The organism is Burkholderia sp. PAMC 28687 (assembly GCF_001577465.1).
Taxonomy (GTDB): Bacteria; Pseudomonadota; Gammaproteobacteria; order Burkholderiales; family Burkholderiaceae; genus Caballeronia.
Genome location: NZ_CP014507.1, coordinates 666,495 through 688,866 on the forward strand (window position 1 = coordinate 666,495; position 22,372 = coordinate 688,866).

At 59.6% G+C, this 22,372-nt stretch carries 23 protein-coding genes; 17 read left to right on the top strand and 6 right to left on the bottom strand.

All coding sequences use genetic code 11. The annotated features are described in order from the left end of the window. Positions 1-10 precede the first annotated feature (10 nt). Both AX768_RS25880 and AX768_RS25885 read left to right on the top strand, forming a co-directional pair. A complete protein-coding gene (locus tag AX768_RS25880) occupies positions 11-1,345 on the top strand; it encodes an amidase (RefSeq protein WP_062002948.1) in 1,335 nt (444 codons plus the stop codon). 152 nt (positions 1,346-1,497) lie between these two features. Then, positions 1,498-1,716 carry a hypothetical protein gene (locus AX768_RS25885; protein ID WP_062002949.1) on the top strand — a complete coding sequence of 73 codons (219 nt, stop codon included), beginning with the start codon at positions 1,498-1,500 and terminating at the stop codon, positions 1,714-1,716. A gap of 108 nt (positions 1,717-1,824) precedes the next feature. Here the strand turns inward: AX768_RS25885 and AX768_RS25890 are convergent, their stop codons facing one another. After that, entirely contained in the window at positions 1,825-3,399 is a 1,575-nt protein-coding gene (locus AX768_RS25890; RefSeq protein ID WP_062002950.1) for a hybrid sensor histidine kinase/response regulator, read from the bottom strand. Then, positions 3,353-4,207 carry an alpha/beta fold hydrolase gene (locus AX768_RS25895; RefSeq protein WP_062002951.1) on the bottom strand — a complete coding sequence of 285 codons (855 nt, stop codon included), beginning with the start codon at positions 4,205-4,207 and terminating at the stop codon, positions 3,353-3,355. The genes AX768_RS25890 and AX768_RS25895 overlap by 47 nt, the downstream gene beginning before the upstream one ends. 434 nt (positions 4,208-4,641) lie before the next feature. Here AX768_RS25895 and AX768_RS25900 point away from each other — a divergent pair, with 434 nt between their 5' ends. From AX768_RS25900 to AX768_RS25920, 6 genes are all read left to right on the top strand, one after another. Beyond that, positions 4,642-5,769 (top strand): metallophosphoesterase family protein, encoded by a 1,128-nt coding sequence (locus AX768_RS25900; RefSeq protein ID WP_062002952.1) that lies wholly within the window; start codon positions 4,642-4,644, stop codon positions 5,767-5,769. A 71-nt stretch (positions 5,770-5,840) separates the two neighbouring features. Then, positions 5,841-7,055, top strand: coding sequence for an MFS transporter (locus tag AX768_RS25905; protein WP_062002953.1), 1,215 nt, complete (start codon positions 5,841-5,843; stop codon positions 7,053-7,055). A gap of 59 nt (positions 7,056-7,114) precedes the next feature. Next, the gene (locus AX768_RS25910; RefSeq protein ID WP_062003680.1) at positions 7,115-8,362 is read left to right on the top strand and encodes an arsenic transporter; all 1,248 of its coding nucleotides are present in this window, start codon (positions 7,115-7,117) and stop codon (positions 8,360-8,362) included. Positions 8,363-8,379: 17 nt separating this feature from the next. Further along, positions 8,380-8,505, top strand: a complete 126-nt coding sequence (locus AX768_RS34160; protein WP_257722391.1) for a hypothetical protein — start codon at positions 8,380-8,382, stop codon at positions 8,503-8,505. Positions 8,506-8,640: 135 nt separating this feature from the next. After that, on the top strand, positions 8,641-9,807 hold the full coding sequence (locus AX768_RS25915) for an IS256 family transposase (RefSeq protein ID WP_062002954.1): 1,167 nt from the start codon (positions 8,641-8,643) through the stop codon (positions 9,805-9,807). A gap of 84 nt (positions 9,808-9,891) precedes the next feature. Next, positions 9,892-10,248, top strand: coding sequence for a DMT family transporter (locus AX768_RS25920; protein WP_231941643.1), 357 nt, complete (start codon positions 9,892-9,894; stop codon positions 10,246-10,248). On the opposite strand, the gene AX768_RS32995 is transcribed toward AX768_RS25920, so the two are convergent. Further along, on the bottom strand, positions 10,245-10,421 hold the full coding sequence (locus AX768_RS32995) for a hypothetical protein (RefSeq protein ID WP_155524342.1): 177 nt from the start codon (positions 10,419-10,421) through the stop codon (positions 10,245-10,247). The two genes, AX768_RS25920 and AX768_RS32995, sit on opposite strands and share 4 nt — an antisense overlap. Before the next feature lie 354 nt (positions 10,422-10,775). Here AX768_RS32995 and AX768_RS25925 point away from each other — a divergent pair, with 354 nt between their 5' ends. The 4 genes from AX768_RS25925 to AX768_RS25940 all read left to right on the top strand — a co-directional run bounded on the left by AX768_RS25925 (position 10,776) and on the right by AX768_RS25940 (position 13,990). Beyond that, positions 10,776-10,973 (top strand): CsbD family protein, encoded by a 198-nt coding sequence (locus AX768_RS25925; RefSeq protein ID WP_062002956.1) that lies wholly within the window; start codon positions 10,776-10,778, stop codon positions 10,971-10,973. Positions 10,974-11,059: 86 nt separating this feature from the next. Further along, the gene (locus tag AX768_RS25930; RefSeq protein ID WP_062002957.1) at positions 11,060-11,308 is read left to right on the top strand and encodes a CsbD family protein; all 249 of its coding nucleotides are present in this window, start codon (positions 11,060-11,062) and stop codon (positions 11,306-11,308) included. Between the two features lie 68 nt (positions 11,309-11,376). Continuing rightward, the gene (locus tag AX768_RS25935; protein WP_062002958.1) at positions 11,377-12,366 is read left to right on the top strand and encodes a YrzE family protein; all 990 of its coding nucleotides are present in this window, start codon (positions 11,377-11,379) and stop codon (positions 12,364-12,366) included. Positions 12,367-12,499: 133 nt separating this feature from the next. Continuing rightward, positions 12,500-13,990, top strand: a complete 1,491-nt coding sequence (locus AX768_RS25940; RefSeq protein WP_062002959.1) for a helix-turn-helix transcriptional regulator — start codon at positions 12,500-12,502, stop codon at positions 13,988-13,990. 107 nt (positions 13,991-14,097) lie between these two features. On the opposite strand, the gene AX768_RS25945 is transcribed toward AX768_RS25940, so the two are convergent. The 3 genes from AX768_RS25945 to AX768_RS25955 are packed head-to-tail and all read right to left on the bottom strand — an operon-like array spanning position 14,098 to position 17,571. Beyond that, positions 14,098-15,480: an MFS transporter gene (locus AX768_RS25945; RefSeq protein ID WP_062002960.1), complete on the bottom strand. Its 1,383-nt coding sequence runs from the start codon at positions 15,478-15,480 to the stop codon at positions 14,098-14,100. 48 nt (positions 15,481-15,528) lie between these two features. Next, the gene (locus AX768_RS25950) at positions 15,529-16,413 is read right to left on the bottom strand and encodes an isocitrate lyase/PEP mutase family protein (RefSeq protein ID WP_082779087.1); all 885 of its coding nucleotides are present in this window, start codon (positions 16,411-16,413) and stop codon (positions 15,529-15,531) included. A gap of 45 nt (positions 16,414-16,458) precedes the next feature. Beyond that, complete coding sequence (locus AX768_RS25955; RefSeq protein WP_062002961.1) at positions 16,459-17,571, bottom strand: TauD/TfdA family dioxygenase; 1,113 nt, start codon at positions 17,569-17,571, stop codon at positions 16,459-16,461. 137 nt (positions 17,572-17,708) lie between these two features. Here AX768_RS25955 and AX768_RS25960 point away from each other — a divergent pair, with 137 nt between their 5' ends. From AX768_RS25960 to AX768_RS25980, 5 genes are all read left to right on the top strand, one after another. Next, on the top strand, positions 17,709-18,587 hold the full coding sequence (locus AX768_RS25960; RefSeq protein WP_062002962.1) for a LysR family transcriptional regulator: 879 nt from the start codon (positions 17,709-17,711) through the stop codon (positions 18,585-18,587). 95 nt (positions 18,588-18,682) lie between these two features. Beyond that, positions 18,683-19,498 (top strand): MipA/OmpV family protein, encoded by an 816-nt coding sequence (locus AX768_RS25965; protein WP_231941610.1) that lies wholly within the window; start codon positions 18,683-18,685, stop codon positions 19,496-19,498. Positions 19,499-19,507: 9 nt separating this feature from the next. Continuing rightward, the gene (locus tag AX768_RS25970; protein WP_062002963.1) at positions 19,508-20,185 is read left to right on the top strand and encodes a response regulator transcription factor; all 678 of its coding nucleotides are present in this window, start codon (positions 19,508-19,510) and stop codon (positions 20,183-20,185) included. Positions 20,186-20,210: 25 nt separating this feature from the next. Continuing rightward, entirely contained in the window at positions 20,211-20,933 is a 723-nt protein-coding gene (locus tag AX768_RS25975) for a response regulator (RefSeq protein ID WP_062002964.1), read from the top strand. Then, entirely contained in the window at positions 20,926-22,287 is a 1,362-nt protein-coding gene (locus tag AX768_RS25980; RefSeq protein ID WP_062002965.1) for a sensor histidine kinase, read from the top strand. Before AX768_RS25975 ends, AX768_RS25980 begins: the two co-directional genes overlap by 8 nt. The last annotated feature ends 85 nt before the right edge of the window (positions 22,288-22,372 follow it).

The following is a 22,372-nucleotide window of genomic DNA, read 5'->3' on the forward strand; positions in this document are numbered from 1 at the left end:
GCTCAAGCACATGACCAAGACTTACGTTTGCCCGACCATCGCTGAGATCCGCGCTGATGTGGCCTCAGGCAAGACTCGCGCCGCAGAGATCGTTGCACAGGGTTTCGCCGCCGCTCAGGCTTCGCAATCCACGCTGCATGCATTCCAGTACTTGCCTGATGCTTTGCCGGTCACGCACGTTGATGAAAACTTGCCGCTGGCTGGCGTGAGCGTAGCGGTGAAAGACATCATCGATACCGCCGACATGCCGACCGAGTTCAACTCGCCGGCCTATGTTGGACGGCGGCCGGCGCAGGACGCGACAGTGGTCGCGCGCTTGCGCGCTGCGGGTGCCACCATACTCGGCAAGTCGGTCACGACCGAATTTGCATTTCGTCATCCCGGGCAGACCGTCAACCCATGGAACAGCGCATATACGCCGGGTGGATCGTCGAGCGGCTCGGCGGCAGCCGTGGGCGCAGGCATTGTTTCGCTTGCGCTTGGGACGCAGACTCAAGGTTCCGTGATCAGGCCGGCGGCGTATTGCGGCGTGGTCGGTTTCAAGCCGACATACGGCACCATTGCGAGAACGGGCGTGCTTCCGCTTGCATGGTCATTGGACCACGTCGGGTTGTTCACGAGGAGCGTTGCGGATGCGGCTTATGTGCTCAAGCTGGTCGCAGGCGCAGGCCCGGATGATCCACACGCGTCACATGTTCCTTTGGCATCGACGGTTGCAGCGGGGCGTCGTATCGGAATGCTGGCGAGGCAGGTCGGCGGCGCTGTCGAACCCGCACAACAAGCCGCCCTCGATGCCCTTGCCGAGCGCCTTTCACGCGACGGGGCCGAGATCGTGATGGTCGATCTTCCGGCTGAAATCTTCGATACACCGGCTCACGCGCTGACATTGATGGGCGTGGAAGCGGCCATCACACACGGCGATTTGTATCGGCGTTCGCCGGAGCTCGTCAGCGCTCCCATGCGCGGATTGATCGAAGAAGGACTGCGGTGTGCGGCGACCGATTACGCGAAAGCCAAGGTCTTGCAAGGCCGGATGGCGCATCGGTTCGACGCATGGCTGAGGAAAACGATGACGCTCGATGCGTTGCTGGTCGCACCGGCGAATGGCGAACCACCGCACGGACTGGATTCCACCGGCGATGCTTCGTTCTGCGCCCCGTGGACGTTTCTCGGCGTGCCGGCTGTGACCGTGCCGATGAGTTTTGGACCTGCTGGCTTGCCGTTGGGTGCGCAAATCGTGGGCGCGGCCGGCAGTGATGCTGCGTTGCTCGATCTGGCTGAGTGGATCGAGGCCAGGACGAATTGGGCAAGTCGTGTTTCAACCACCAACGATACTGGGGCCTGAAGTCGTCGAAATCGTGCGGCGTCCATGTCGCGTCGACCATGGGCTGCACGGATCGATCCCTGGCGGCCACGCCTAGCAGAAAAGCCCAACGAATTCAAAGTTCGCGCACCTCTTCATGGTACGATCCGCCCACCATCAAAACGGAGATCGCCATGGCGTTCAAAGAAACCAAAGGCGATAAGACCGTCGAAGCTTGCGTAATGCCCGCCCCTGGCGCAATGTTCAAGGGTTACATTCGCGTTACCACCACGTGGCGCAACCACACGATCAACAAGACGATCGGTCGCGGTTGTGGTCGGCCGGTCAAAACCGAAGCGGCAGCTCTGGAATTCGCCGAAGCGGAAGCACGCCGAGTGCTCGCAATCAAGTAGTCACCCCGAATCACCGGTTTCGAGAGCAGTCGAGATTCGGGTAGGCAGCCAAGATCCCCGCGCCGCAAGAACGGCGCATCGGAACGAGGCTGCCTTTTTTTGTTCCGCTCACCAGGTCTCTTCCCCCTGTTCCTTATTGAGCAGCCTGGCGAGCCGTTCAAGATCCGCAGGCTTCGTGAAATGATGATCGAAGCCTGCGGCCTGGGCGTCCTGCCGGTCCTTTTCCTGCCCCCATCCCGTCAGCGCGATCAGATCAACGTGCACCCCCCACGGTTCCTTGCGAATGCGTCGGGCGACTTCGTATCCGTTGGTATCAGGCAGGCCGATATCGAGAATGATGACCTCGGGTCTGTTGTCCTGGGCCGCCTCGAAGCCCGAGGTACCGTCGAATGCGACATGAACTCGATGTCCTTCCATTTCAAGAACCATGGAAAGACTTATCGCGGCGTCTTCGTTGTCGTCGACTATCAGCACGCTGCGTCCTCTTCCGCTTGCAGGAGGCAGGCGTCGAGGCTTCGACGCGACGATCCTCTCTTCCTCGGAGACGGGCAAACGGATCACGAACTCGCTGCCTTTTCCAATCCCGTCGCTGCGCGCAGCCACGCTGCCGCCATGCAGCCGTGCGAGAGCTCGCACCAACGCCAGCCCGATGCCGAGGCCGCCCTGGGTCCGGTCAATTGCATTCTCGAGTTGCGAGAACATCTCGAATACCGTTTCCAGGCTGCCCTGCGGAATGCCGATGCCTGAGTCGCGAATCCTGATGGCGACGTCAGCCCCCTCGCGATTCGCGCTGAGCCAGATTTTTCCTCCAGGGGGAGTGAACTTGGCGGCATTGTCCAAAAGGTTCTGGATCATCTGCGAAAGCCGCGTCGGGTCGGCATCCAGCATGACAGGCTCACCGGGGATTGCGATAGTGAGTTCATGCGAGGCTGCAAGCACGAGAGGCCTCGAATTCTCGACTGCTCCCGTCAGCACTGAAACCAGATCGATATTCTCCCTGCGCAACTCAAGCTTGCCCTGTGTGATACGCGACATTTCCAGCAGATCGTCCACCAAGCGGGTCATGTGACGGACCTGCCGCTCAAACACTTCGCGACCCCAGATAATCTGTGGGTCGACGAGTTCCTTCAGGCTCAGCATCTCCAGGACGTTGCGCATGGGCGCAAGTGGATTTCGAAGCTCGTGCGCCAGCGTGGCAAGAAATTCATCCTTGCGCCGATTGACCTCGCGAAGGGCATTTTCCGCTTCACTGCGTGCCTCGAGCGCTTGCTCGGCGTTGCGCCGGGCGCCTAGCAATTCGAGCTCATACTGGTGACGCTCCGCAACGACGAGCACCGCGAACTCATCAATATCTTCGCCATCGAATTGCGTTCGCGACACATTGAAGAGAATCGGCACGACAGGACCGACCCGGCTGACGATGTCCACCTTGACCTCGGCAACCGAATTGCGAAACTGCAGCAAGGGCGCCACGTGCGCCTCGAAGAGAAGCCGGCCGCCGACCGTCAGCAGATCCTGAATGCGGCGCAGTCCAACGAGGTCTGCTTCCCGATAGCCAATCCAACGGCAAAACGTTTCGTTCGCTCGGACTATGGTCCCGTCTTTGGTCGTCGTGAACAGACCGCACGGCGCGCGATCAAGCGTCTCGCTGATTGTCGGCAACAGTCTCTTTTGATGGGCCATCTGCGAGCGTTGGAAGGGTTGTTAAGAAAGCCTCGATTGCATCGATGCATGCACGCGGCGCGCTGATATGAGGACAGTGTCCGGTGCTCTGGACGGTGGCAAGGACGCTTTCCCGGATCATCCGCCGCATATGGTTGCCTACTTCCAGGGGCACGAACGGATCGTTGCTTGATTGCACGATCAGGGTCGGCGTGGTGACGCGGACCAGTTCGGCGCGATGGTCCGATAGAAAGGAAACGCGCGCAAAGTGTTTTCCAATCTCAGGGTCGTTGCGGCAAAAGGTGTTGGCGAATTTGGACCCAAGTTTCGATTGCTCTTGCGTGCCCAGGACTGCTGGTGCGATCGAATTGGACCATCCGAGATAGTTACTCTCCAGCGAGCCAAGCAGCGCCTCGATATCGCCACGCTTGAATCCGCCTCTGTAGTCAACGTCGTCAATAAGAGAAGGTGTTGGTCCGATCATCACCAGCCCACTGAAACGCTCGGGCGCCTCGATCGCCGCGAGCATTCCGATCATGGCGCCCACGGAGTGGCCAATTAAAACCACCGGCGCGCTGGTTAATTCGGCCAGTACTTCGAGCAGGTCTTTCGCATGACCGTAAAGCGTGCCGTATTTGACGAAATCGTACTTGGACAGATCGGAGCGGCCGCTGCCCACCAGGTCGAGTAAAACTATGCGGTAGGTCGGCGCAAACGCGTCGGTCAGACACTGCCAGATGCTCTGGTCGAATCCAAAACCGTGCGCAAAAACCAGCGTGACAGGGCCGTCTCCGACGACGTGGACATGATTGCGTTTGTGGGCTTCCATTGCGCGCCTGTCATCGATAAATAATCAATCAGGATAAATTCCGCGACCGCCTCTTGAACCCCGCGAGACGTTGCGGGCGCATTGGAATATTAATACGTTTGGTTTAATTTCTCCTAGCGGTGTGATGTGGCGAATCACAGGCTTAAGTAATGCCCATCAGATGCATTTTTTCAGCGATGGGACAGCGGAAATAAATGCTTCTGTGACATGTCGGTCGAGTAATCTCTACAGAATTATGCAGCAGGCTTATCAGTTGCATTCGGTCAGATCCCCGTCGAACTGTGTCCAATTCCTGGACGATGGGTGTCTATCCACCAAGCACCCACAGGTGCCGATCAAGGTGCTCAGCCAATTGCAATATGGCTTCTCATCATGGCATACGACTTGCAGAAGCGTGGTCATTGCCGGGTTGCCGGTTTTCATCGAGTCGCGCCATGTTGAGTTGGGTACATTTTGGGGATCTCCACGTTTCGCACGACGACAGCTATGAGAGTGTCGGCCTTCTAGAGCGTCTAGTCAGCGCAGTCAACACTAACGTCGCACATGCGGTGGAGTTCGCCTATCTTCCGGGAGATAACGCCAACAATGGCAAGCCCGAACAATACGCCAAGATTCGCTCGATCCTAAGTTCGCTTCGATTACCTACCAATGCGATTCCAGGGGACCATGATTTCGAACCAGGCTCGCTTGAAACATTCCATCGCGAACTGGGCGTCGACTCACTGCCCAAGCAAGTCACGGTGAAAGGACATCGCTGCCTGTTTTTGGACATCGTGTCCGCCGGTGAAGGCGGTCCTGATTTCCGCCTGGGCGCGGCGCAGACAGAATGGATCGCAGCACAGCTGGCAGCTTGCGTGGACGACAAGGAACGGCCAGTTGTCTTCATGCATGCTTACCCCGGCGATCTTGCTGAAGGTGGGGAAGCGCTGGCACACCTGTTTGCATCCGCTGGAGTACTTGTCGTCGACACCGGCCACACTCACTACAACGAACTGCTCAATGACGGATCGGTTATTTACGCCGCGACGCGCTCGACCGGACAGATTGAAGAAGACGACGGGCGAGCGGGCGTTGCGATCGTCACCGTAGACGCCAGCGTGGTGAGTTGGCGGTTTCAGCCTGTCTCTGCAGCTTGGCCGCTGGTGATGATCACGACGCCGGCAGACAGGAGGCTCGTGACTGACCCCGCTGATCAAAGACAAGTGCCGGTTGGCAACTGCGAGGTGCGCGCCAAGGTGTTTGGCCAGCAGATAGCCGAAGTCGTGGTTTCCATTGGCGAGCAGCGTGCAACCATGCAGCCAGTGTCTGGTGAACATGCGGTTTGGCAAGCGGAGCTGCCGCGCCCTCCGGATGTGGATCGCTATCAGGTAACGGTCGTGGCGTCTGACGCGAACGGCAACAAAGCGTCAGACACGATAGATGTGCTCTCGCGACAGGGCGCCGGGAGCCGCGCGTTCGCCGCCGCCCCTCCTGGCACTGATGCGCACGCGGTTGGAGAATGGGCCGACCACGGCTTGCTCGGCTCGCAACTCGGCCCCAACAAAAAAGGTCGTGCCTGGTGACGCCGTCTGCTGAGGTGGCCGTCCGGCCCGCCGGCAAGGCAACACGCCCGCTTGAGGCTCTGAATTTCTTCATGGCCGACGTGCAGGCAGGGATTGGCCCATTTCTCGGCGTATTCCTGCAGGGGCGGGGTTGGGGAACTGATCTGATCGGCACCGTGATGACCATCGGCGGCATCGCGGGAATGCTGGCGACGTCACCGGCCGGCGCCCTTGTGGATGCCACCCGGTACAAGCGCGCGGTAATCATCGTGGCTGGCGTGATGACTGTGCTCGCGTCTTTGCTGCTTTGGTTTGCACATGGCTTCTGGATGGTGGCCGCATCGCAGATTGCTACCGCAGTGACGGGCGCCGCGCTCGGACCCGCAATTGCCGGCATCACGCTGGGAATGGTGAGGCAGCGCGGCTTTGACAGGCAATTCGGCCGCAATCAAGTCGCCAATCACGCAGGCAACGTGGCCGCGGCGGCGCTCTCCGGCTGGCTGGGTTGGCGCTTCGGGTTCGGCGCCGTATTTGGCCTGAGCGCGATATTCGGCGTGGTTTCAGTTTTCACGGTGCTCCTGATTCCCGCAGATGCCATTGATCATGATCATGCGCGCGGTCTGGAGGGGGGAAACAAGGAGGCAAGCGAACGCGGCAACGACGAAATGAGCGGCTTTCGCACCCTGCTGCAGTCCAAGCCGCTTCTGGTGCTGGCCGCGGCGTTGGCAATGTTTCATCTTGGCAATGCCGCAATGCTTCCGCTTTACGGACTTGCGATCGTGGCTGCCAAGCAGGGCGACCCCAGCGCCTTCACTGCGCAGACGATTATCGTTGCACAGCTCGTGATGGTTATCGTATCGATGATGGCGAGTCGGCTGATCAAATGGCGCGGGTATTGGTGGGTGATCTTGATCACATTTCTGGCGTTGCCAGTGCGCGGCGCCATTGCCGCCAGTGTGCTTCATGCGTGGGGGGTGTGGCCTGTGCAGGCACTCGATGGCATCGGCGCTGGCTTGCAAAGCGTGGCGGTGCCGGCGCTTGTTGTTCGCCTCCTTGACGGCACAGGGCGCGTCAATGTGGGGCAGGGCGTTGTCATGACGTGCCAGGCTGCGGGTGCTGCGCTTAGTCCATTATTGGGCGGACTGCTTGCCCATACGTTTGGATACTCAGCCGCATTCCTGGTTTTAGGCGCTGTGTCTACCGCATCGATCGCCTTGTGGCTGGGATTTGGCACCAGTCTTCGTAACGCATGCCGCAGTTCTGAAAGCATATCGATCGAAGGCAAAACCGCAGCTTCGAGTGCCTGACGTACGTGCGGCGCTCAATGGGCCCGTCTGTACTCCTTTACTTTTTGAGAATCGCCGACGTGAATCCAACCTTCCTTTCCTGGGGCATCGCAGCCATGGCTACGGCCGGCGTCATTACGCGCCCGTTCAAATGGCCTGAGGCTATTTGGGCCGTCGCTGGCGCGTTGCTCATTGTCGCTCTGGGTTTGTTGCCTATTACGCAAGCTCTGCAGGCGGTCGCCAAAGGAGCAGATGTATATTTCTTTTTGTTTGGAATGATGTTGCTGTCCGAAGTAGGGCGCCGCGAGGGCTTGTTCGACTGGGTCGCGGTACTTGCGGTCAATCATGCGAAGGGGTCGCCCGCACGCCTGTTTTCGCTGGTGTACCTGGTAGGCGTGGTTGTTACGACATTCCTGTCCAATGATGCTGCCGCGGTTGTGCTGACACCGGCGGTCTTCGCCGCTGCGAAGAAAGCCGATACAAAGCCCTTGCCTTTGTTGTTCGTATGCGCATTCATTGCGAATGCGGCAAGCTTTGTTTTGCCGATCTCGAATCCCGCCAATCTGGTTTTGTACGGTAACCATACGCCCGCGCTGTCTCTCTGGTTGGGCCGTTTCATCGTGCCTTCGGTACTGTCCATCGCGGCGACCTATTTCATGCTTCGCTGGGCGCAGCGCCGCGATTTGAGAGGCGAATGCAAGTCTGGCCTGGACAATGTGCCGTTGTCATCCAGCGGCCGCATTGCGCTGGGTGGAATCGCCGTAACTGCGATCGTGCTGCTCCTTGTCTCGGCGTTCGACATGCAGCTTGGCTTGCCGACCGCAATTCTTGGTGCGACGACCGCTGCAATCGTGCTGATCCAGGAGCGGAAATCGCCTTGGGCTCTGGTGAGGGACATCTCCTGGAGTGTCTTGCCTTTGGTTGCCGGGTTGTTCGTGCTGGTGGAGGTGTTGCAGCACACAGGCGTTATCGCGCACCTCGCACAGATGCTCCAGTCCGCTACTCAGCGCGACGAATCATTGAGCGCCGGACTGTCGGGTGGCGTGATCGCGATCGCTTCTAATCTAATGAACAATCTCCCGGCGGGGCTGATTTCGAGTGCGACTGTGATGCAGGCACACAGCCCTGAGCGGGTCATCGATGCGTTGCTGATCGGGGTGGATCTCGGGCCCAATCTCTCGATCACGGGGTCGCTGGCAACCATCCTCTGGTTGAATGCCATCCGGCGTGAAGGCGAAGACGTAGGATTCTGGAAGTTCTTGCAAGTGGGAACGGTAGTGATGATCCCGGCGCTGATCCTGGCGCTAGGAGCACGCGTACTGATCTGACAATCTGGAGAGGACCGATGAGCAATGCATGGATTTATCCTTTCATTATTTTAGGTGGTGTGTTGCAGGCGGCCGGTGCACCAATCAAGTTAGTGCAACATCGTTTCTGTAAATTCGTAGCTGCTGGTGTTGCGCGGCTGTGACGGCCGCCGTGATGAGGGCGCGTAGCGCCCGAAGAGCGGAGGACGGCATAGCCGCGCGGCAAAACCCTCGCAGGTCATATTTGCAGGCGATTCCTTCGGAGCATTCTTACCCACATTCACGAAGGAGTCGACAGCATGGCGCAACGCGTAGAACATCATCCCCTTGAAGACGCTTTTGCAGCGCTTCTGCTCAACGGCCTGGACGGCGCGGGCGAAGCCCTGCGCATCCTGGTCAACGAAGCAAGTAAGATCGAGCGGGCGCAGTACCTCAACGCCCAGTCTCATGAACGAACCGCCGGACGAATCGATTATGCGAACGGCTTCAAACCCAAAACCGTCATGACCCGTGTTGGCGAACTGACCTTCGATGTCCCCCAGGTGCGCGGCAGCGGCTTCTACCCCAGCGCGCTCGAAAAAGGAACTCGCACCGAGCAGGCGGTCAATCTCGCGCTGGCCGAAATGTACGTCCAGGGCGTCTCCACCCGCAAGGTCACCGACGTCCTGGTCAAGCTGCTGGGGCCGGAGGTGTCGATCTCCTCGACTCAGGTCAGCCGGGCTGCCGAACAACTCGACGCGGGTCTTGCGATCTGGCGTGAGCGTCCCCTTGATGAAACGCCTTACGTCTTTCTCGATGCCCGCTATGAGCGTATTCGTGAAGCGGGTCACCTCGTCGATTGCGCCGTGCTCGTCGCCGTCGGCATCACGGCAGGCGGTCATCGTCGGGTCCTGGGCGTGTCGGTTGCCCTGTCCGAAGCCGAAGTTCACTGGCGCGCCTTCCTCGACAGCCTGGTTCGCCGCGGCCTCAAGGGCGTCAAGCTCATCGTCTCCGACGATCATGCCGGTCTTAAGGCTGCCCGTCGCGCGACGCTGCCAAGCGTGCCCTGGCAACGCTGCCAGTTCCATCTGCAGCAGAATGCGCATGCTTACGTTCCTCGTCTCGATCAGCGCAAACCCGTGGCGCTGCGTATCCGGACCATCTTCAATGCCCCGGATCGCGCCGAAGCCCAACGTCTGCTGAAGCAGGCGGTCGAACTCTGGGCCGTCGAAGCGCCTGCGCTCGCTACCTGGGCCGAAGACAATCTACCTGAAGGGTTTGCCATCTTCGAGTTGCCGCATGCCCATCGGATCCGCCTGCGCACCACCAATGGCCTCGAACGGATCAATCGCGAGCTCAAGCGTCGCACCCGCGTCGCCTCGATCTTCCCGAACGCCCCATCCTGCCTTCGTCTCGTCTCTGCCTTGCTCGCCGAGTGCGACGAAGAGTGGATGAGCGGAAAAATCTATCTCAACATGAACCCCTGATCTCCGCTTCTCGATGGAATCGCCTGAACGCTTTTACAGAAAAAAAGTTGCACAACCCCAATCAACGGCGTATTGAAGGCATCGTTGGTCAACCCGTGGCTGGCATCGGCGGTCTCTTTCATGCTGGTCACTTTCCTTGCCATAGCGCTGTTCTGGATACAGCCAACCCCGCTGCCGACGCTGACTGAGCTCAAGGACATGAAATGGTGGGCACCGTTGGGCGGCATTGTGGGAGCCGTGGCTGTATTTGCGGGCTTGACATTGGTCCAAAAGGTTGGTGTCGGAGCAATCAACGGGCTGACCATCTGTGCGAATCTGATAGCCTCGATTGTCATTGACCACTTCGGTCTGATCGGTGTGCCGGACCATCCGCTGAGTTGGTTAAGGGCGCTTGGAGCCGTTCTCATGGTAGGTGGCGTGGCGCTGGTGATGAAGTTTTAAGTGTCATTCCAAGTGCCATTGCCATTGCCATTGCCACGGTTGATCGCGGGTGTTCGTCCTGCAAGTTGCGTGTACTTGCCGCCCATGATCGCGCGTGTCGATGCCTGGACTGCGACCGTGCCACCGCTTGCATAGACGTCGCCCGATCCAGGCGCGTTGCTCGATGCGAGCAATCAGCTTTCCACTCTGAACCAGCGTGCCCACCTGTATAGGCATTCGACCGGGTTGTCGCCAGCGCACCTGTTCCGCACATGTTGTTTCGCCATGTGTCGAATGCGTGAGACGGCCCTAGCCTGGGGATCGTCAAGGACTGGAGAGCCTGCGTTCAATGGTGTTGTCCTGACTACGGCACGTCGCTGGTCGGCGCTCCGGGACGGCTGGCGAGTTTCCAGCGAGCACTGGAGCGCAAACGCACTATTTTTTATAGCGCGTTTGTATCTGGTGCCGCATCACTCGCTGCACCTACACTTCCAGTCACACGGTGCCACATTGCTCCGTGTTGTTAACCCACCCTAAGGAGCATTCATATGAACAAGAATAAGGTCGACGGGACGCTTAAGCAGATCAAGGGCTCGGTGAAGGAAGCGCTGGGTAAAGTGACCGGAAATACGTCACTGGAAGTTGAAGGGGTTGCTGAAAAGACTGCAGGAAAAGTGCAGGAAGGCGTCGGGAAGACGCAGGAGAAAGCCAAGGACATCGCCGATAAAGCAACCGGCAAGGACTGATTCCCGGCATTCGATGACCGGGGTAGATCGACCATCGAAAGTCATCGATGATTCGTCATCCGAAACACTAAAGTAACGAGGTAATCATGTTTGAAAAAGCGGAAGGATCGATCAAAGAAGCTGCTGGGAAGGCGCAGGCCGCGCTCGGCAACGTCACGGGCGATAACGGGTCGCAACTGGAGGGCCGTGCGCGTAAAGCTGCTGGCATAGCTCAGCAATCGTATGGCGAGGCGCTCGACACCGTGCGTGGTGCGACGAAGAGTAACCCGGTGGCGTCGTTGGCGCTTGTCGCGGCGGTGAGCTTTATCGCTGGTGCCATATGGGCGAAGCGCTAGACCGGCTGACAGACATGTCGGGCGGGACCGGCTCGTGCGCTCCCTGAACTAGAATAAAAAGGTAATCCATGAATCGAATCAATACATCTCTTGACCCCCAACCAGTGAACGTATTGCGTGTCTCCTGGGGTGCCGTGTTCGTCGGCCTGTTGTTGGCCATGATGACGTATCTGTTCCTTGGCGTACTGGGCACGGCGATAGGTGCAAGCGCACTCGACCCAATGGGTGAGCGTAATCCGCTTGCTGGCTTCGGCACCGGCGCGGGGATCTGGGTCGGCGTGTCCACGCTCGTGTCGCTTGCGGTCGGAGGGTTTTTCGCGGGGCGGTCCTCGCCACGGCGCGGCGCGCTGCACGGCGTCCTCTGCTGGTCACTGACCACCCTGGTAACGCTCTACATACTGTCGAGCCTGGCCGGCGGCGCGATCGGTACCGCATCCGGGGTGGCTCGGGCGGGACTGTCGGTGGCGGGTCAGGGCGTTGCTGCAGCGGCTCCGGGCATCGCTTCCGGCGTGAAGGGCGCGCTCAAGAGCAATGGCATCGATATCGATATGACCGATGTCCAGGGACAACTGGAGACGCTATTGCGTCAGACCGGCAAGCCCGCGCTCGACCCGTCCAATCTCAAAGCGTCCGCTCTGGGCGCAGCGAGTGACGGCACTGCGACCGCTGCAGGCGCTGCCGCGAAACCGCAGAACTCCGCCGATGATCTCAGCAGCTTTTTCGATCGATTGAAGCAGAAGGCGTATCCTGCCCTCGACGCGACGGACAAGGAAGCGCTTGTCAACGTCATCATGGCGCGCACCGGCAAAAGTCGTCCTGAAGCACAGACCATCGCGAATAACTACGAGCAGACCTACAACCAGGCACTCGAGAAGTACCGCAGCCTGAAGATCCAGGCCGAACAGAAAGCGCGTCAAGCCGGCGAGGCGGCCGCAACCGGCGTGAGTCATGCAGCGTGGGCGGGCGTCGTGATATTGCTTTTGGGCGCGCTTGTCTCCGGATTTGCCGGGTTTCTGGGACGCCGTAGCAATCCTCTGCGTGAGGAAGTCGTGGTGTAATGGCGACTGACGTATTCTGCCAGTGCCCTTGGTTGCCGCGATCTCTTTTGCTCGCAGCACCAAGGCGCGATTTTTCATATTTCACGACAGTGCAGGCGGCATGGCCGCATCGACATCCAGGAAGAACCCAACCATGAACGACCGCGTGCTGCGTACCGAGACGGACCGGCGTCAGCTCCAGCAGATCATTACCGGACTGACCGAGGGCGTCATCCTGATCGAGCCGGATCAACGCATTCTATGGGCGAATGAGGCTGCTCTCGGCATGCATGGTGTGGAAAATGTGAGCGACCTCGGCAAAGACGTGGGGGAGTATCGGGAACGGTTCCGGCTTCGCTATCGTAACAACCATATTCTTTCGAATGGGCAGTATCCGATCGAGCGCGTGATCGCGGGAGAATGTTTTAGCGACGTCGTGGTCGAGGTATTCCCCGCAGATGACGACTCGGTCAACTGGGTGCATCGGGTGCGCAGTCTAGTGCTGACGAACAGCCAGGGCGAACCGGACTGTCTCGCCTTGATCGTTCACGATGCGACTGAATGGGCAAGCGCCGAACAGCGCTTCGAGAAGACCTTCAATGCAAACCCGGCACCTGCGGTGATCTGCCGGTTGAGCGATCAGCGCTACATGAAGGTCAATCAGGGGTTCCTGGAGATGACGGGTTACGTTCGCGAAGACGTCATTGGCCGATCAGTGTATGAACTCGATGTATTCGAAAACGCCGAGAAGCGGGGCATCGCGATCGAACGCCTGAGCCAGGGCGCGACCATCCCACAAATGGAAGCGGAGCTCAGGCTTCCGGACGGCGGTTTGAAACCCGTCGTGGTGGCGGGACAACCAATCGATATCGGTGAAGAAAACTGCATGCTCTTCACCTTCATGGATCTGGAACCGCGCAGGAAAGCAGAGAGCACACTGCGTCAAAGCGAGGAGCGGTTTCAAAAGGCTTTTCGCATGCTGCCGGTCCCCAGTGCCGTTGTGACCGCAGACGAGTTCGTGATTCTCGATCTCAACGAGGCCTTCACTGTAACGACGGGCTATGCGGCCGAAGACATCATCGGTCGGGCAGGCGCAGATGCGAACGTCTGGATGGGTGATGTCCGCAGCCGACTCGCAAGTCTGCTCGAGACCGGCACCGGAGTGCGCAACGTCGAGTTCGACGTACGGAAGAAGAATGGCGAGACGATTCGCTGCCTTGTTTCGGCGGAATCAGTCAGCATCAATCGGCAGGATTGCGTGTTGATGGCGTGGCTCGATATCAGTGAACGAAAGCGCTCGGAAATGGAACTCGTCGATGCCATCGAAGCGGTCATGCAGGATGCATCCTGGTTCAGCAAGACCTTGATCGAAAAGCTGGCGAATGTCCGGCGTGCCAATGCGCCGGGAACGTCTGCTGGCCGACTCGACGACCTGACCGCACGGGAGCGCGACGTATTCGATGCCCTGTGTGAAGGGCAGGCCGACAAGGAAATCGCCAAGCATCTCGGTCTAGCATTGAACACGGTTCGTAATCACGTGGCGACCATCTACGCAAAACTCGATCTGCACAGTCGCAGCGAGGTGCTGGTCTGGGCGCGCGAGAATTCTTACTTCGGGCTTGCTGATCGCAAGAACAACCGGTAGCTCATGGTCGCTTGAGTTCTGGACTTTCCGGAAGATGAACATCTAGCCGTGGTGTACGGTGCTACCCGGCTTCCGTGGTACGGCACTCGTTGCCTTCAAAAGCTGGACTACTGCTGCGATAGCCGGGCACCTTCCGGCTCGAGCGGGCCGCCCTGTTCCTCGATTGCCTCGAGCGATTGCGAGCGTGTCTCGATGCCGAACGCGAGCACCACGAGTGCCTGGACCACCAGCAATGCCGCGACGCTGAAGGCGACGTATCGAATGCCACCGGTGCGGTACAGGAGCAGCGTAATGCCGGGCGCGCAAAACGACGCAATCCGTCCGAGTACGGCGCAAAAACCGTTGCCCCGAAGCCGGTAGCGCGTTCCGAACAACTCGGGAATGTAACAGGCAACAGCCAAAGCAACGATTGCATATAGGCAGCAAAAAAGGAGAAAGCCCATTATTGCGGCCATCATCGGCGAGCTCGAGAGCGCGTAGCTCACGCCCATTGCCGCGCCGATTATCGATGCGATCGCGATGCATCGGCGGCGCCCGAAGCGGTCAGTGCAGATGAGACCGATACCCGCGCCTATCGGGCCACCCAGCGACATCACCATGCTGTACCCAAGCGATGACGACAGGCTGAGGCCCTGCCTAAGCAAAAATGTAGGCACCCAGGTGACGAAGCTGTAAATGGCGATGCCAATGACAATCGATATGGTTGAACCGACCAGCGTACGCGTCCAGACTTGGCTTGAAAACAGCACCGACAGGGGCGGCGTCGGCTCGAGGTCCGGGGGCGTGCCGGACTGCATGGGCGCCCGATAACCCTTGCCATGCACTTCTTCCTCGATGCGGGTCACGATCACATCGGCTTCTTCCAGCCGGCCTTCGCTTGCGAGCCAGCGGGGCGACTCAGGCATCGATTTACGCGCAACCCAGACAAGCAACGCACCCGCGCCGGAGACGAAAAACATGGAACGCCAGGTCCACAACGGAATCAGGAAATAACCCGCGAGCGACGACACGAACAGCGCGCTGTTGGTCACCAGTGCGAGCAATGCGGAATAACGGCCGCGCTGCTTCGGCGGCGTCATCTCGATCAGGGTCGAATATCCCACCACAATTTCGGCACCGAGTCCGATACCCATCACGAGCCGGAAAGCGATGAGCCACGGCATGGAAGGCGCAAAGCCCGCCGCCAGTGACGCAAGACCGAATACAAGAAGATTCGCCTGATAGGTGAAGCGGCGCCCGAAACGGTCACCAAGCATGCCTGCCAGCGTTCCGCCAATCGCCATGCCGACAAACGTGGCTGATATGAAATAGCCGTTGAGCTGCAGGTTCGACATGCCGCTATGGACCAGCGCACCGAGCACGGAGCCGGCAAGCGTGATGTCGAAGCTGTCGAAGAACATCCCTGCCGCAATGAGCCACAGCATGCGCCGGTGAAAACCGCTGAGCGGCAGCGCGTCGAGGCGCAAGCCAATGGATGCCGGGGATGCCATGTTGTCTCCTGTTTGTTTTTCTGTTTTGTTGCGTTGTTGTGCGTGGCGTCAGCGCGGTTTATCGATGAAACGCGTACGCAGCGCGTCCCAGTCGTCCGAACCCATGCGCTGGAAACGTTCCTTCGCGCTCAGTGCGCTGGCTGCAAGCGGGGGCATGCCGGTTGCGGCCAGCGCCGCCAGTTCCTGCTCGCATACCCGCATCACGCTTGCCAGCAGCAAGCTTGGCAGGATCGCTAGCCGATAGCCCATCTCGCGTACATCGTGCAGCGAGATGTCGGGCGTCTTGCCGCCCCGGACGATATTGAAGAGACAAGGGCCGTTCACGCGCCGCGGGATCGCGGCGATTTCGTCCAGGTTGCGCGGCGCTTCGACAAACGCGAGGTCCGCTCCCGCAGCGAGCGCGGCGTTTGCACGCGCGATTGCATCGCCGAGACCGGAGACGCTGTTCGCATCGGTCCGCGCAATGATCACGAAATCCGGATTGCGACGGGCAGCGAGGGCGGCACGGATCTTGGCCACGAACTCTGCGGCGGGTACGAGTTCCTTGCCGTCGAGATGACCGCAGCGCTTGGGCGACACCTGGTCCTCGATATGAATGCCCGCGACGCCCGCCTGCTCGTAAGCGCGTACGGCCCGCGTCACGTTCAGCTCGTTGCCAAAACCAGTGTCGGCATCGGCGATAACCGGCAGGGTGGTGCACGCGACGATGCGCGCCGCGTTCGCAACCATCTCAGTCATTGTGAGCAGTCCATAGTCGGGCAAACCGTAGCTCGCGGCCGTGCCTGCGCCGGTCATGTATAACGCGGTGAACTTCGCCTGCTCGGCAAGCCGCGCCGTGATGCCGTCGTAGACGCCAGGCGCTACCAGCATGTCGCCCGAGTTCAAGTGCTGGCGCAGACGTGCCGCAGCGGGGACCTGATTGTTGTCGTTCAAGAGCCTAGTCTCCGAAATGCCCGATAGCGGACCGCGCGTTGAAAATCAGGCCGCGCTGACCGGCGATGATGTCGGCGTCCATTCGCGCAGGCTCATGCCCATGAGCGCCGCCTGACGTTTTTCATACGCTTCGAATGCCTGCGAGCGAGCGCTTCCGCGCAAGCCGCCGCGCACTGCGCCAGCGCGTATGTCGCCGAAGTATTCGAGCCAGTTTTCCGGCAGCGGTTGCGCGTTCGGAATGGACAGCCACAGACGCAGCAGATGACGCTTCATGTCCGGCTCCTCGTAGTCCTCGAAGCCGGTTCGGGAATGGATCGTGACGTAGTTGTTGAGCAGTTGCAGGTCGCCACGCTCGAGCGACATCGAAAAGCAGAAGCGCGGGTCCATCATCGTTTCATCGAGCAGATCCAGTGCGGCGGTCTGAAGGGTTGAAAGACGCGGAACGTCATCGAAATCGCGCTGCGCAGCGACGATATTCTTACGATTCGTGCGCATGGCGAAATGCTCCGGCTGGTTGCCAACGATCGGGCAGCAATAGTAAGGCGGCTGGGCTGGGTCCTGAGCGCCTTGATAGCTGAAGTAATAAGGTCCGCGCAACGCATTTGCAAGTTCTGGATGCTGGCGCTGCATATCCTCGAACACGGCGATCGAGCTGACAACCTTGCTCTCGCCGCCCGTCCTCGCCGCTCGACGGCATAGCAGGCCGACTACATCGCATGAGTCCATGTGGAAATCAAGTGATGCGTTCGTGTTGTAACCCCGGCCGTTCGTGGTCTTGTACGAGGAACCTACATCGCGTACATCGTTGAGGATGTCGCTCGCGCGGTTTTGCGTGCGCGCCACACCGATGTGCAGGCCCATGCCCCAGTATGCAAGACGGGTGTCGTCCTCACTCCAGCGGTCCACCGGGAAGCCTTTCAGCAGACACATGCCCCAGCGGCCCTGCGTCGTATCGACTGCGCGTTGCAGCGCATGGCGGGAGACGGCGGTCAACGGGAAATCGTCGGGGGTCATCTCAAGAAGGTCGCGGCCGAGCGTTTTTGCATGCGCGAGTGCGACGTCGAATCCGGCCACTTCGTCGGCGCTCAGACGCTGCATCCAGGATGTGTCGTCTTTCGCGTCGGTCGCGAGCCACGGAACGGGTCTGAAGCTGTTCATTGCTGTCATGTCTCCGGCTGTCTGAATTGTCAGCGGCGGGATGGAGTGAACTCCCGCTGCATGTCTTGCAAAAAGTATAGGCTCGGCGGATAGTCAATAAAAGTGACTTTATTTCACTCTTTAGATAAGAGATCTTGATGAAACTGGAAGCGTTCGAAACGCTTGGAGCGGTTCTTTCCGAAGGCTCGTTTGCTGCTGCCGCGGCCGCGATGAACCTTACGCCGAGCGCGGTGAGCATGCAGATGAAACATCTCGAACAGTATCTCGGCCAACCACTGTTCAGGCGTGCCGGCTTGCGCGTACAACCGACCGCAATGGCGCATCAGGTGATTGCCGCGATGCGCGAGGGCCTGCAACAGATCGACGTGCTGAGGCGTCGCAATACCGTCGTCGTGGAAGGAACCATTCGGCTCGGCCTGATTGAATCGATCCAGCCCATGCTGCTGCCCGGGACCATGCGCGTGCTCCGGGATACCCATCCGCGACTCCTGTTGAGGCCGCAGCGGGGACGAAGCGCGGGCCTGACGGCCGACGTCAAGGCAGGTGTGCTTGACGCAGCAGTGGCCGCGCAGCCCGAGAAGGGGAGAGTAGCCGGACTGATCTGGTATCCGCTGTTGAAGCGGGAGCTGGTCCTTATCGCGCCGCCTGATGCCAAAGCCGCAACCGTGTACGAATACCTTCGGCATTACGACTGGATTCGCTACGATCGCCAGACGACGACGGGAGCAATGGGCGCGCGTTACGTTCGTGAGGTGATGGCTGAGAAGCGCAGCGCGCTCGAGCTGGACAGCGTGACTGCGATTGTCGCGATGGTGAGCGCCGGGCTTGGCGTGTCCGTGCTGCAGGTGGTGGATCCGCGTGTCTGCGAGCAGTACCCGGTCAAAACGATCCGTCTCGGCGCGTCGCCGCCAACCTTGCAGTTGTCCGTGGTGACCCGCAAGGATGACGTAGATAGCCGGCTGTTGCTGGCCGTTCGTGAGGCGCTGAGCCTTGCATTGAAGACCACAAGGCCATAGGCAGGCGATAAGCAACCGGCGTTGCAGGTAAGTAAACAGTAAGTCACACCGTTTTAAAGTCGGTCCCGTTTTTGCCATTTAACCAGGGATCGACAGTGAGAAAGAATGTATGCGGCGAATGTGCGTGGCTGCTGGCCTTTGCTTCAATGCTCGTATCAGCGCCGGTCTGGGCCGACGGGGCAGGCGCGCAGCCACCTGACGCGGACGACTCGGGTTTCACCGTGTTGAGCAACGCGACCAACGTCACGCATTGGGGATTGGGAGCCGGTTTCGGATACCAGCAGGCGCCGTACAAGAACTACGGCTCGAAGTTCGACCCGATCCCGTTATTCTTTTTTGACGACAAATGGATTCATGCTATCGGAACGACTATCGATTTCAAGGTCGGGACGTGGCACAACGTGAGCTTTACCCTTCGCGGTCAATATGCGCTCGGGGACGGGTACGAGGGCTCGGATGCATCCAGCCTCAACGGCATGCAGACACGCAATAGCGCGTTCTGGTATGGGCCGGCACTGGCGTGGAAGACCCGTTTTGGAACGCTGACTGGCGATGTGCTCGAAGGCGGGAACAAGGGACAGAAGGCAAGCGTCAATTTCGGCAAGCGCATTGACTACGGCAATTTCTCCGTTGAACCGCATGTAGGGGCCGAATGGCTGAGCAGCAAGTATGTCGACTACTATTACGGCGTCCGCTCGTCGGAAGTCCGCGCCGGACGTCCTGCTTACTCGGGCACATCGACATATGACATGTCGGCTGGCGCGCGCTTCGATTATCGGTTCACGCGCCAGCAGTCTGTCACGCTCGACGTCGGCGCGAAGCATCTTGGAAGCAGCATCACGGATAGCCCTATCGTGGGCAAGCGCTTCATTCCCGAAGCCAGATTTGGCTATCTGTACCAGTTCAATTGATCGGGTGATATGTCACGAGTCGCACTCATAGAAGATCATGTCCGGTTGTCGGCAATGATCCGGCAGGCGTTGCTGGGCGCCGGCGTAGAGACCGATACCTTCTGCACGCTATCAGAGGCCGCGTATGGCATGAGCCGGGGCGATTATGCGGTGCTGGTTGTCGATCGCGGATTGCCGGATGGCGATGGCCTCGCTTTCCTGAGAAACCTCCGCGCCGCTGGACAGATGACACCTTGCCTGATGCTCACGGCCCGCGACGCGTTGCACGATCGTATCGACGGGCTGGAAAGCGGCGCGGACGATTACGTGACCAAGCCGTTTGCGATGAGCGAACTGGTCGCGCGGGTTCGCACGCTGATGCGCAGGCCGCAGGAGCTCACTGCGCTCATCCAAACTTTTGCCGATATTTCCGTCGATCCGCAGCAGCGCGCCATGCGACGCGGCGAGCAGTCGATCCTGCTCGCGCCGGCCGAACTCCAGATCATGCTGGCCCTGATGAAAGTGGCCGGCCAGACCGTGCGGCACGCGGCCCTGGAGCACGCTGCTTGGGGACTTGCCGAGGCGGTCACGCCAAACGCGCTGGAAGTCACGGTGCATAGACTGCGCAAGAAGCTTTCTTCGATCAACGCGAGGACGCGTCTTGCCAATGTTCGCGGCGCGGGTTTCGTGTTGCAGGCGCCGGCCTGAGGCAGACCTGTTTCAAGGAGGTTCCATGAAGCGCCTGATTCTTGTAGTCGATGCCGACCCCGGCTGCCGCGACGTGTTGCGCAACCGTTTTCACGCGGCGGGCTTCGACGTATCCGTTCTCTATGATGCAGCGGGGATCGCACATCGGCTGACACTGGAGAGGCCCGCGTTGGCGCTCGTTGCAAGCGGTCTGTGCATGAGCGGCGGACTGGCCGAGATCAAGCGCTTGCGCAATAGCGACGACGACTTGCCCGTCATCATGCTCGGCGAGGACGACGACGCCACGGAGCGCATCGTCGCACTTGAATGCGGTGCGGACGATGTCGTGTCGAAACCGTTCAATGTCGACGAAGTACTGGTCAGGGCCCGCAATGTGCTGCGCCGTGTCGGGCATCGGCCGATTCGGGAGCCGGCGTGCGGAATGCCTTATCGGTTCGATGGTTTCAAGCTCGACTTCCTGGCGCGCAGCCTGAGCTTTCAGGAGCGGCCCGTTGCACTCTCGGAAACCGAATATTCGCTTCTGAAACTGCTTGTCTCCTCGCCCGGCAGGGTGATTTCGGTCAGTGCGATAGCACAGATGATGGAATCGCGCGTACTTGACTCGAGCGTTCGTATTTGGGTTCACAGGCTGCGCTCGCGGATCAGGCTGGCCGCGGGCGCATGCGAGCAGATACTCACGGTTCAGGGTCAGGGTTATGCGTTTCACCCTTGCGGGAATGCAGATTCGAAAGGCGCCCAACATGTTTAGGTACTGGGTCCGCAGCCTTTCGGCGCGACTATGGCTCACCAGCGTGACGGCGCTGGTGATCTGCCTCGGCGTGATCGCTGCGATCACCATGTACACGTTCAGTCATTCGCCTCCGCGGATGTTGCAGCGTCACGCCGACATTCGCGCCGCGCAGCGCATCGTTGACGGACTGCGTTTCGACAGCCACGGACAGCCAGTGGCTGTCGCGCTCGATGAGCAGAGCGCGTGGCTGTTCAACGTCGCGACGAACGACCTGATGTACCGCGTGCTCGATGACCGCGGTCATTTGCTTCTGGCGTCGGGCAAGGCAGCCGGCGGCGAACAGTGGGAGAAGGGCAATCCTGCAGAGGAGAGCCGTGAAGATCGCGAGGTGTCCATAAACGGACGGCCGTTCGACCTGGTGACGCGAGAAACGCAGCGCGGCAACGCGCGGTTCGTGGTCCAGGTTGCAACGAGCGTCGCGTTCAACAAGGCCGTGCTGAGCATGAAGGTCAAGCCGATTCCCGGCATAGTGGGATGGACCATCGCGCTTGCCACGATCATTTTTGGTCTGACTCTGACATTCACCGTGCACCGGCTGCTTCGGCCGCTGAGGGCGGCATCTCGCGCCGCGGCGTCGATCACGCCGTCCAGTCTCACGATGCGTCTTTCCGACAAAGGCATGCCAAGCGAAATCAAACCATTGATCACGGCGTTCAACGACGCGTTGTCGAGGCTTGAGAACGGTTTCATTGTCCAGCAGGCTTTTCTGGCGTCGGCAGCTCACGAGTTGCAGACGCCTTTGACGCTGATCCGCGGACAAATCGAGTTGCAGCCCGGGATCGAAAAGAAGGAACTGATCTATCGCGAGATCGACCTGATGGCGAGGCAAGTGCGCCAGTTGCTGCACCTCGCCGAAGTCAGCGAGTCGCAAAACTTCGTGTTCAGCGATGTCAACTGGGCCGACGTAGCCGACGATGTCGCGGGCTACTTCGCCCTCAAGGCCAGCACGGAGAATGTATCGCTTGAGCTAGACTCGCCCGTCATTGCCTCGGTCATCAAGGCTGATCGAAGCGCGTTGTTTATCCTGCTCAAAAATCTCGTGGAAAACGCGATCAACGTCACGCCTGCGGGCGGCAGGGTGACGGTATCGGTGGACGGCAGTTCTATCCGGGTGAGCGATGAGGGTCATGGCATTGACCCGGAACATCTGCCATTCTTGTTTCAGCGTTTCTGGCGCGCCCCTGATGTCCAACACGATGGCGCGGGTCTCGGCCTTGCAATCTGCAAGGAGATTGCCGGTGCTCACGGCTGGCAGATCAACGTGAGACGGTTGCAAGTAGGAACAGCTTTCAGCGTGGTGTTCAACGCTTGAAGAGAAGCGGTCGTTACCCGGCTGCGCACGGTGGATTTTCCCTCGTGTGATCATCGAATCGACGTTGCGAAGGTAACAGGGCGTC

Coding starts and splice junctions, on each gene's coding strand:
- AX768_RS25970 (WP_062002963.1), top strand. CDS start 19,508: ATGTCACGAGTCGCACTCATAGAAGATCATGTCCGGTTGTCGGCAATG.
- AX768_RS25975 (WP_062002964.1), top strand. CDS start 20,211: ATGAAGCGCCTGATTCTTGTAGTCGATGCCGACCCCGGCTGCCGCGAC.
- AX768_RS25940 (WP_062002959.1), top strand. CDS start 12,500: ATGAACGACCGCGTGCTGCGTACCGAGACGGACCGGCGTCAGCTCCAG.
- AX768_RS25960 (WP_062002962.1), top strand. CDS start 17,709: ATGAAACTGGAAGCGTTCGAAACGCTTGGAGCGGTTCTTTCCGAAGGC.
- AX768_RS25905 (WP_062002953.1), top strand. CDS start 5,841: ATGGCCGACGTGCAGGCAGGGATTGGCCCATTTCTCGGCGTATTCCTG.
- AX768_RS34160 (WP_257722391.1), top strand. CDS start 8,380: ATGAGCAATGCATGGATTTATCCTTTCATTATTTTAGGTGGTGTGTTG.
- AX768_RS25915 (WP_062002954.1), top strand. CDS start 8,641: ATGGCGCAACGCGTAGAACATCATCCCCTTGAAGACGCTTTTGCAGCG.
- AX768_RS25885 (WP_062002949.1), top strand. CDS start 1,498: ATGGCGTTCAAAGAAACCAAAGGCGATAAGACCGTCGAAGCTTGCGTA.
- AX768_RS25900 (WP_062002952.1), top strand. CDS start 4,642: ATGTTGAGTTGGGTACATTTTGGGGATCTCCACGTTTCGCACGACGAC.
- AX768_RS25935 (WP_062002958.1), top strand. CDS start 11,377: ATGAATCGAATCAATACATCTCTTGACCCCCAACCAGTGAACGTATTG.
- AX768_RS25930 (WP_062002957.1), top strand. CDS start 11,060: ATGTTTGAAAAAGCGGAAGGATCGATCAAAGAAGCTGCTGGGAAGGCG.
- AX768_RS25880 (WP_062002948.1), top strand. CDS start 11: ATGACCAAGACTTACGTTTGCCCGACCATCGCTGAGATCCGCGCTGAT.
- AX768_RS25955 (WP_062002961.1), bottom strand. CDS start 17,571: ATGAACAGCTTCAGACCCGTTCCGTGGCTCGCGACCGACGCGAAAGAC.
- AX768_RS25890 (WP_062002950.1), bottom strand. CDS start 3,399: ATGGCCCATCAAAAGAGACTGTTGCCGACAATCAGCGAGACGCTTGAT.
- AX768_RS25945 (WP_062002960.1), bottom strand. CDS start 15,480: ATGGCATCCCCGGCATCCATTGGCTTGCGCCTCGACGCGCTGCCGCTC.
- AX768_RS25925 (WP_062002956.1), top strand. CDS start 10,776: ATGAACAAGAATAAGGTCGACGGGACGCTTAAGCAGATCAAGGGCTCG.
- AX768_RS25980 (WP_062002965.1), top strand. CDS start 20,926: ATGTTTAGGTACTGGGTCCGCAGCCTTTCGGCGCGACTATGGCTCACC.
- AX768_RS25895 (WP_062002951.1), bottom strand. CDS start 4,207: ATGGAAGCCCACAAACGCAATCATGTCCACGTCGTCGGAGACGGCCCT.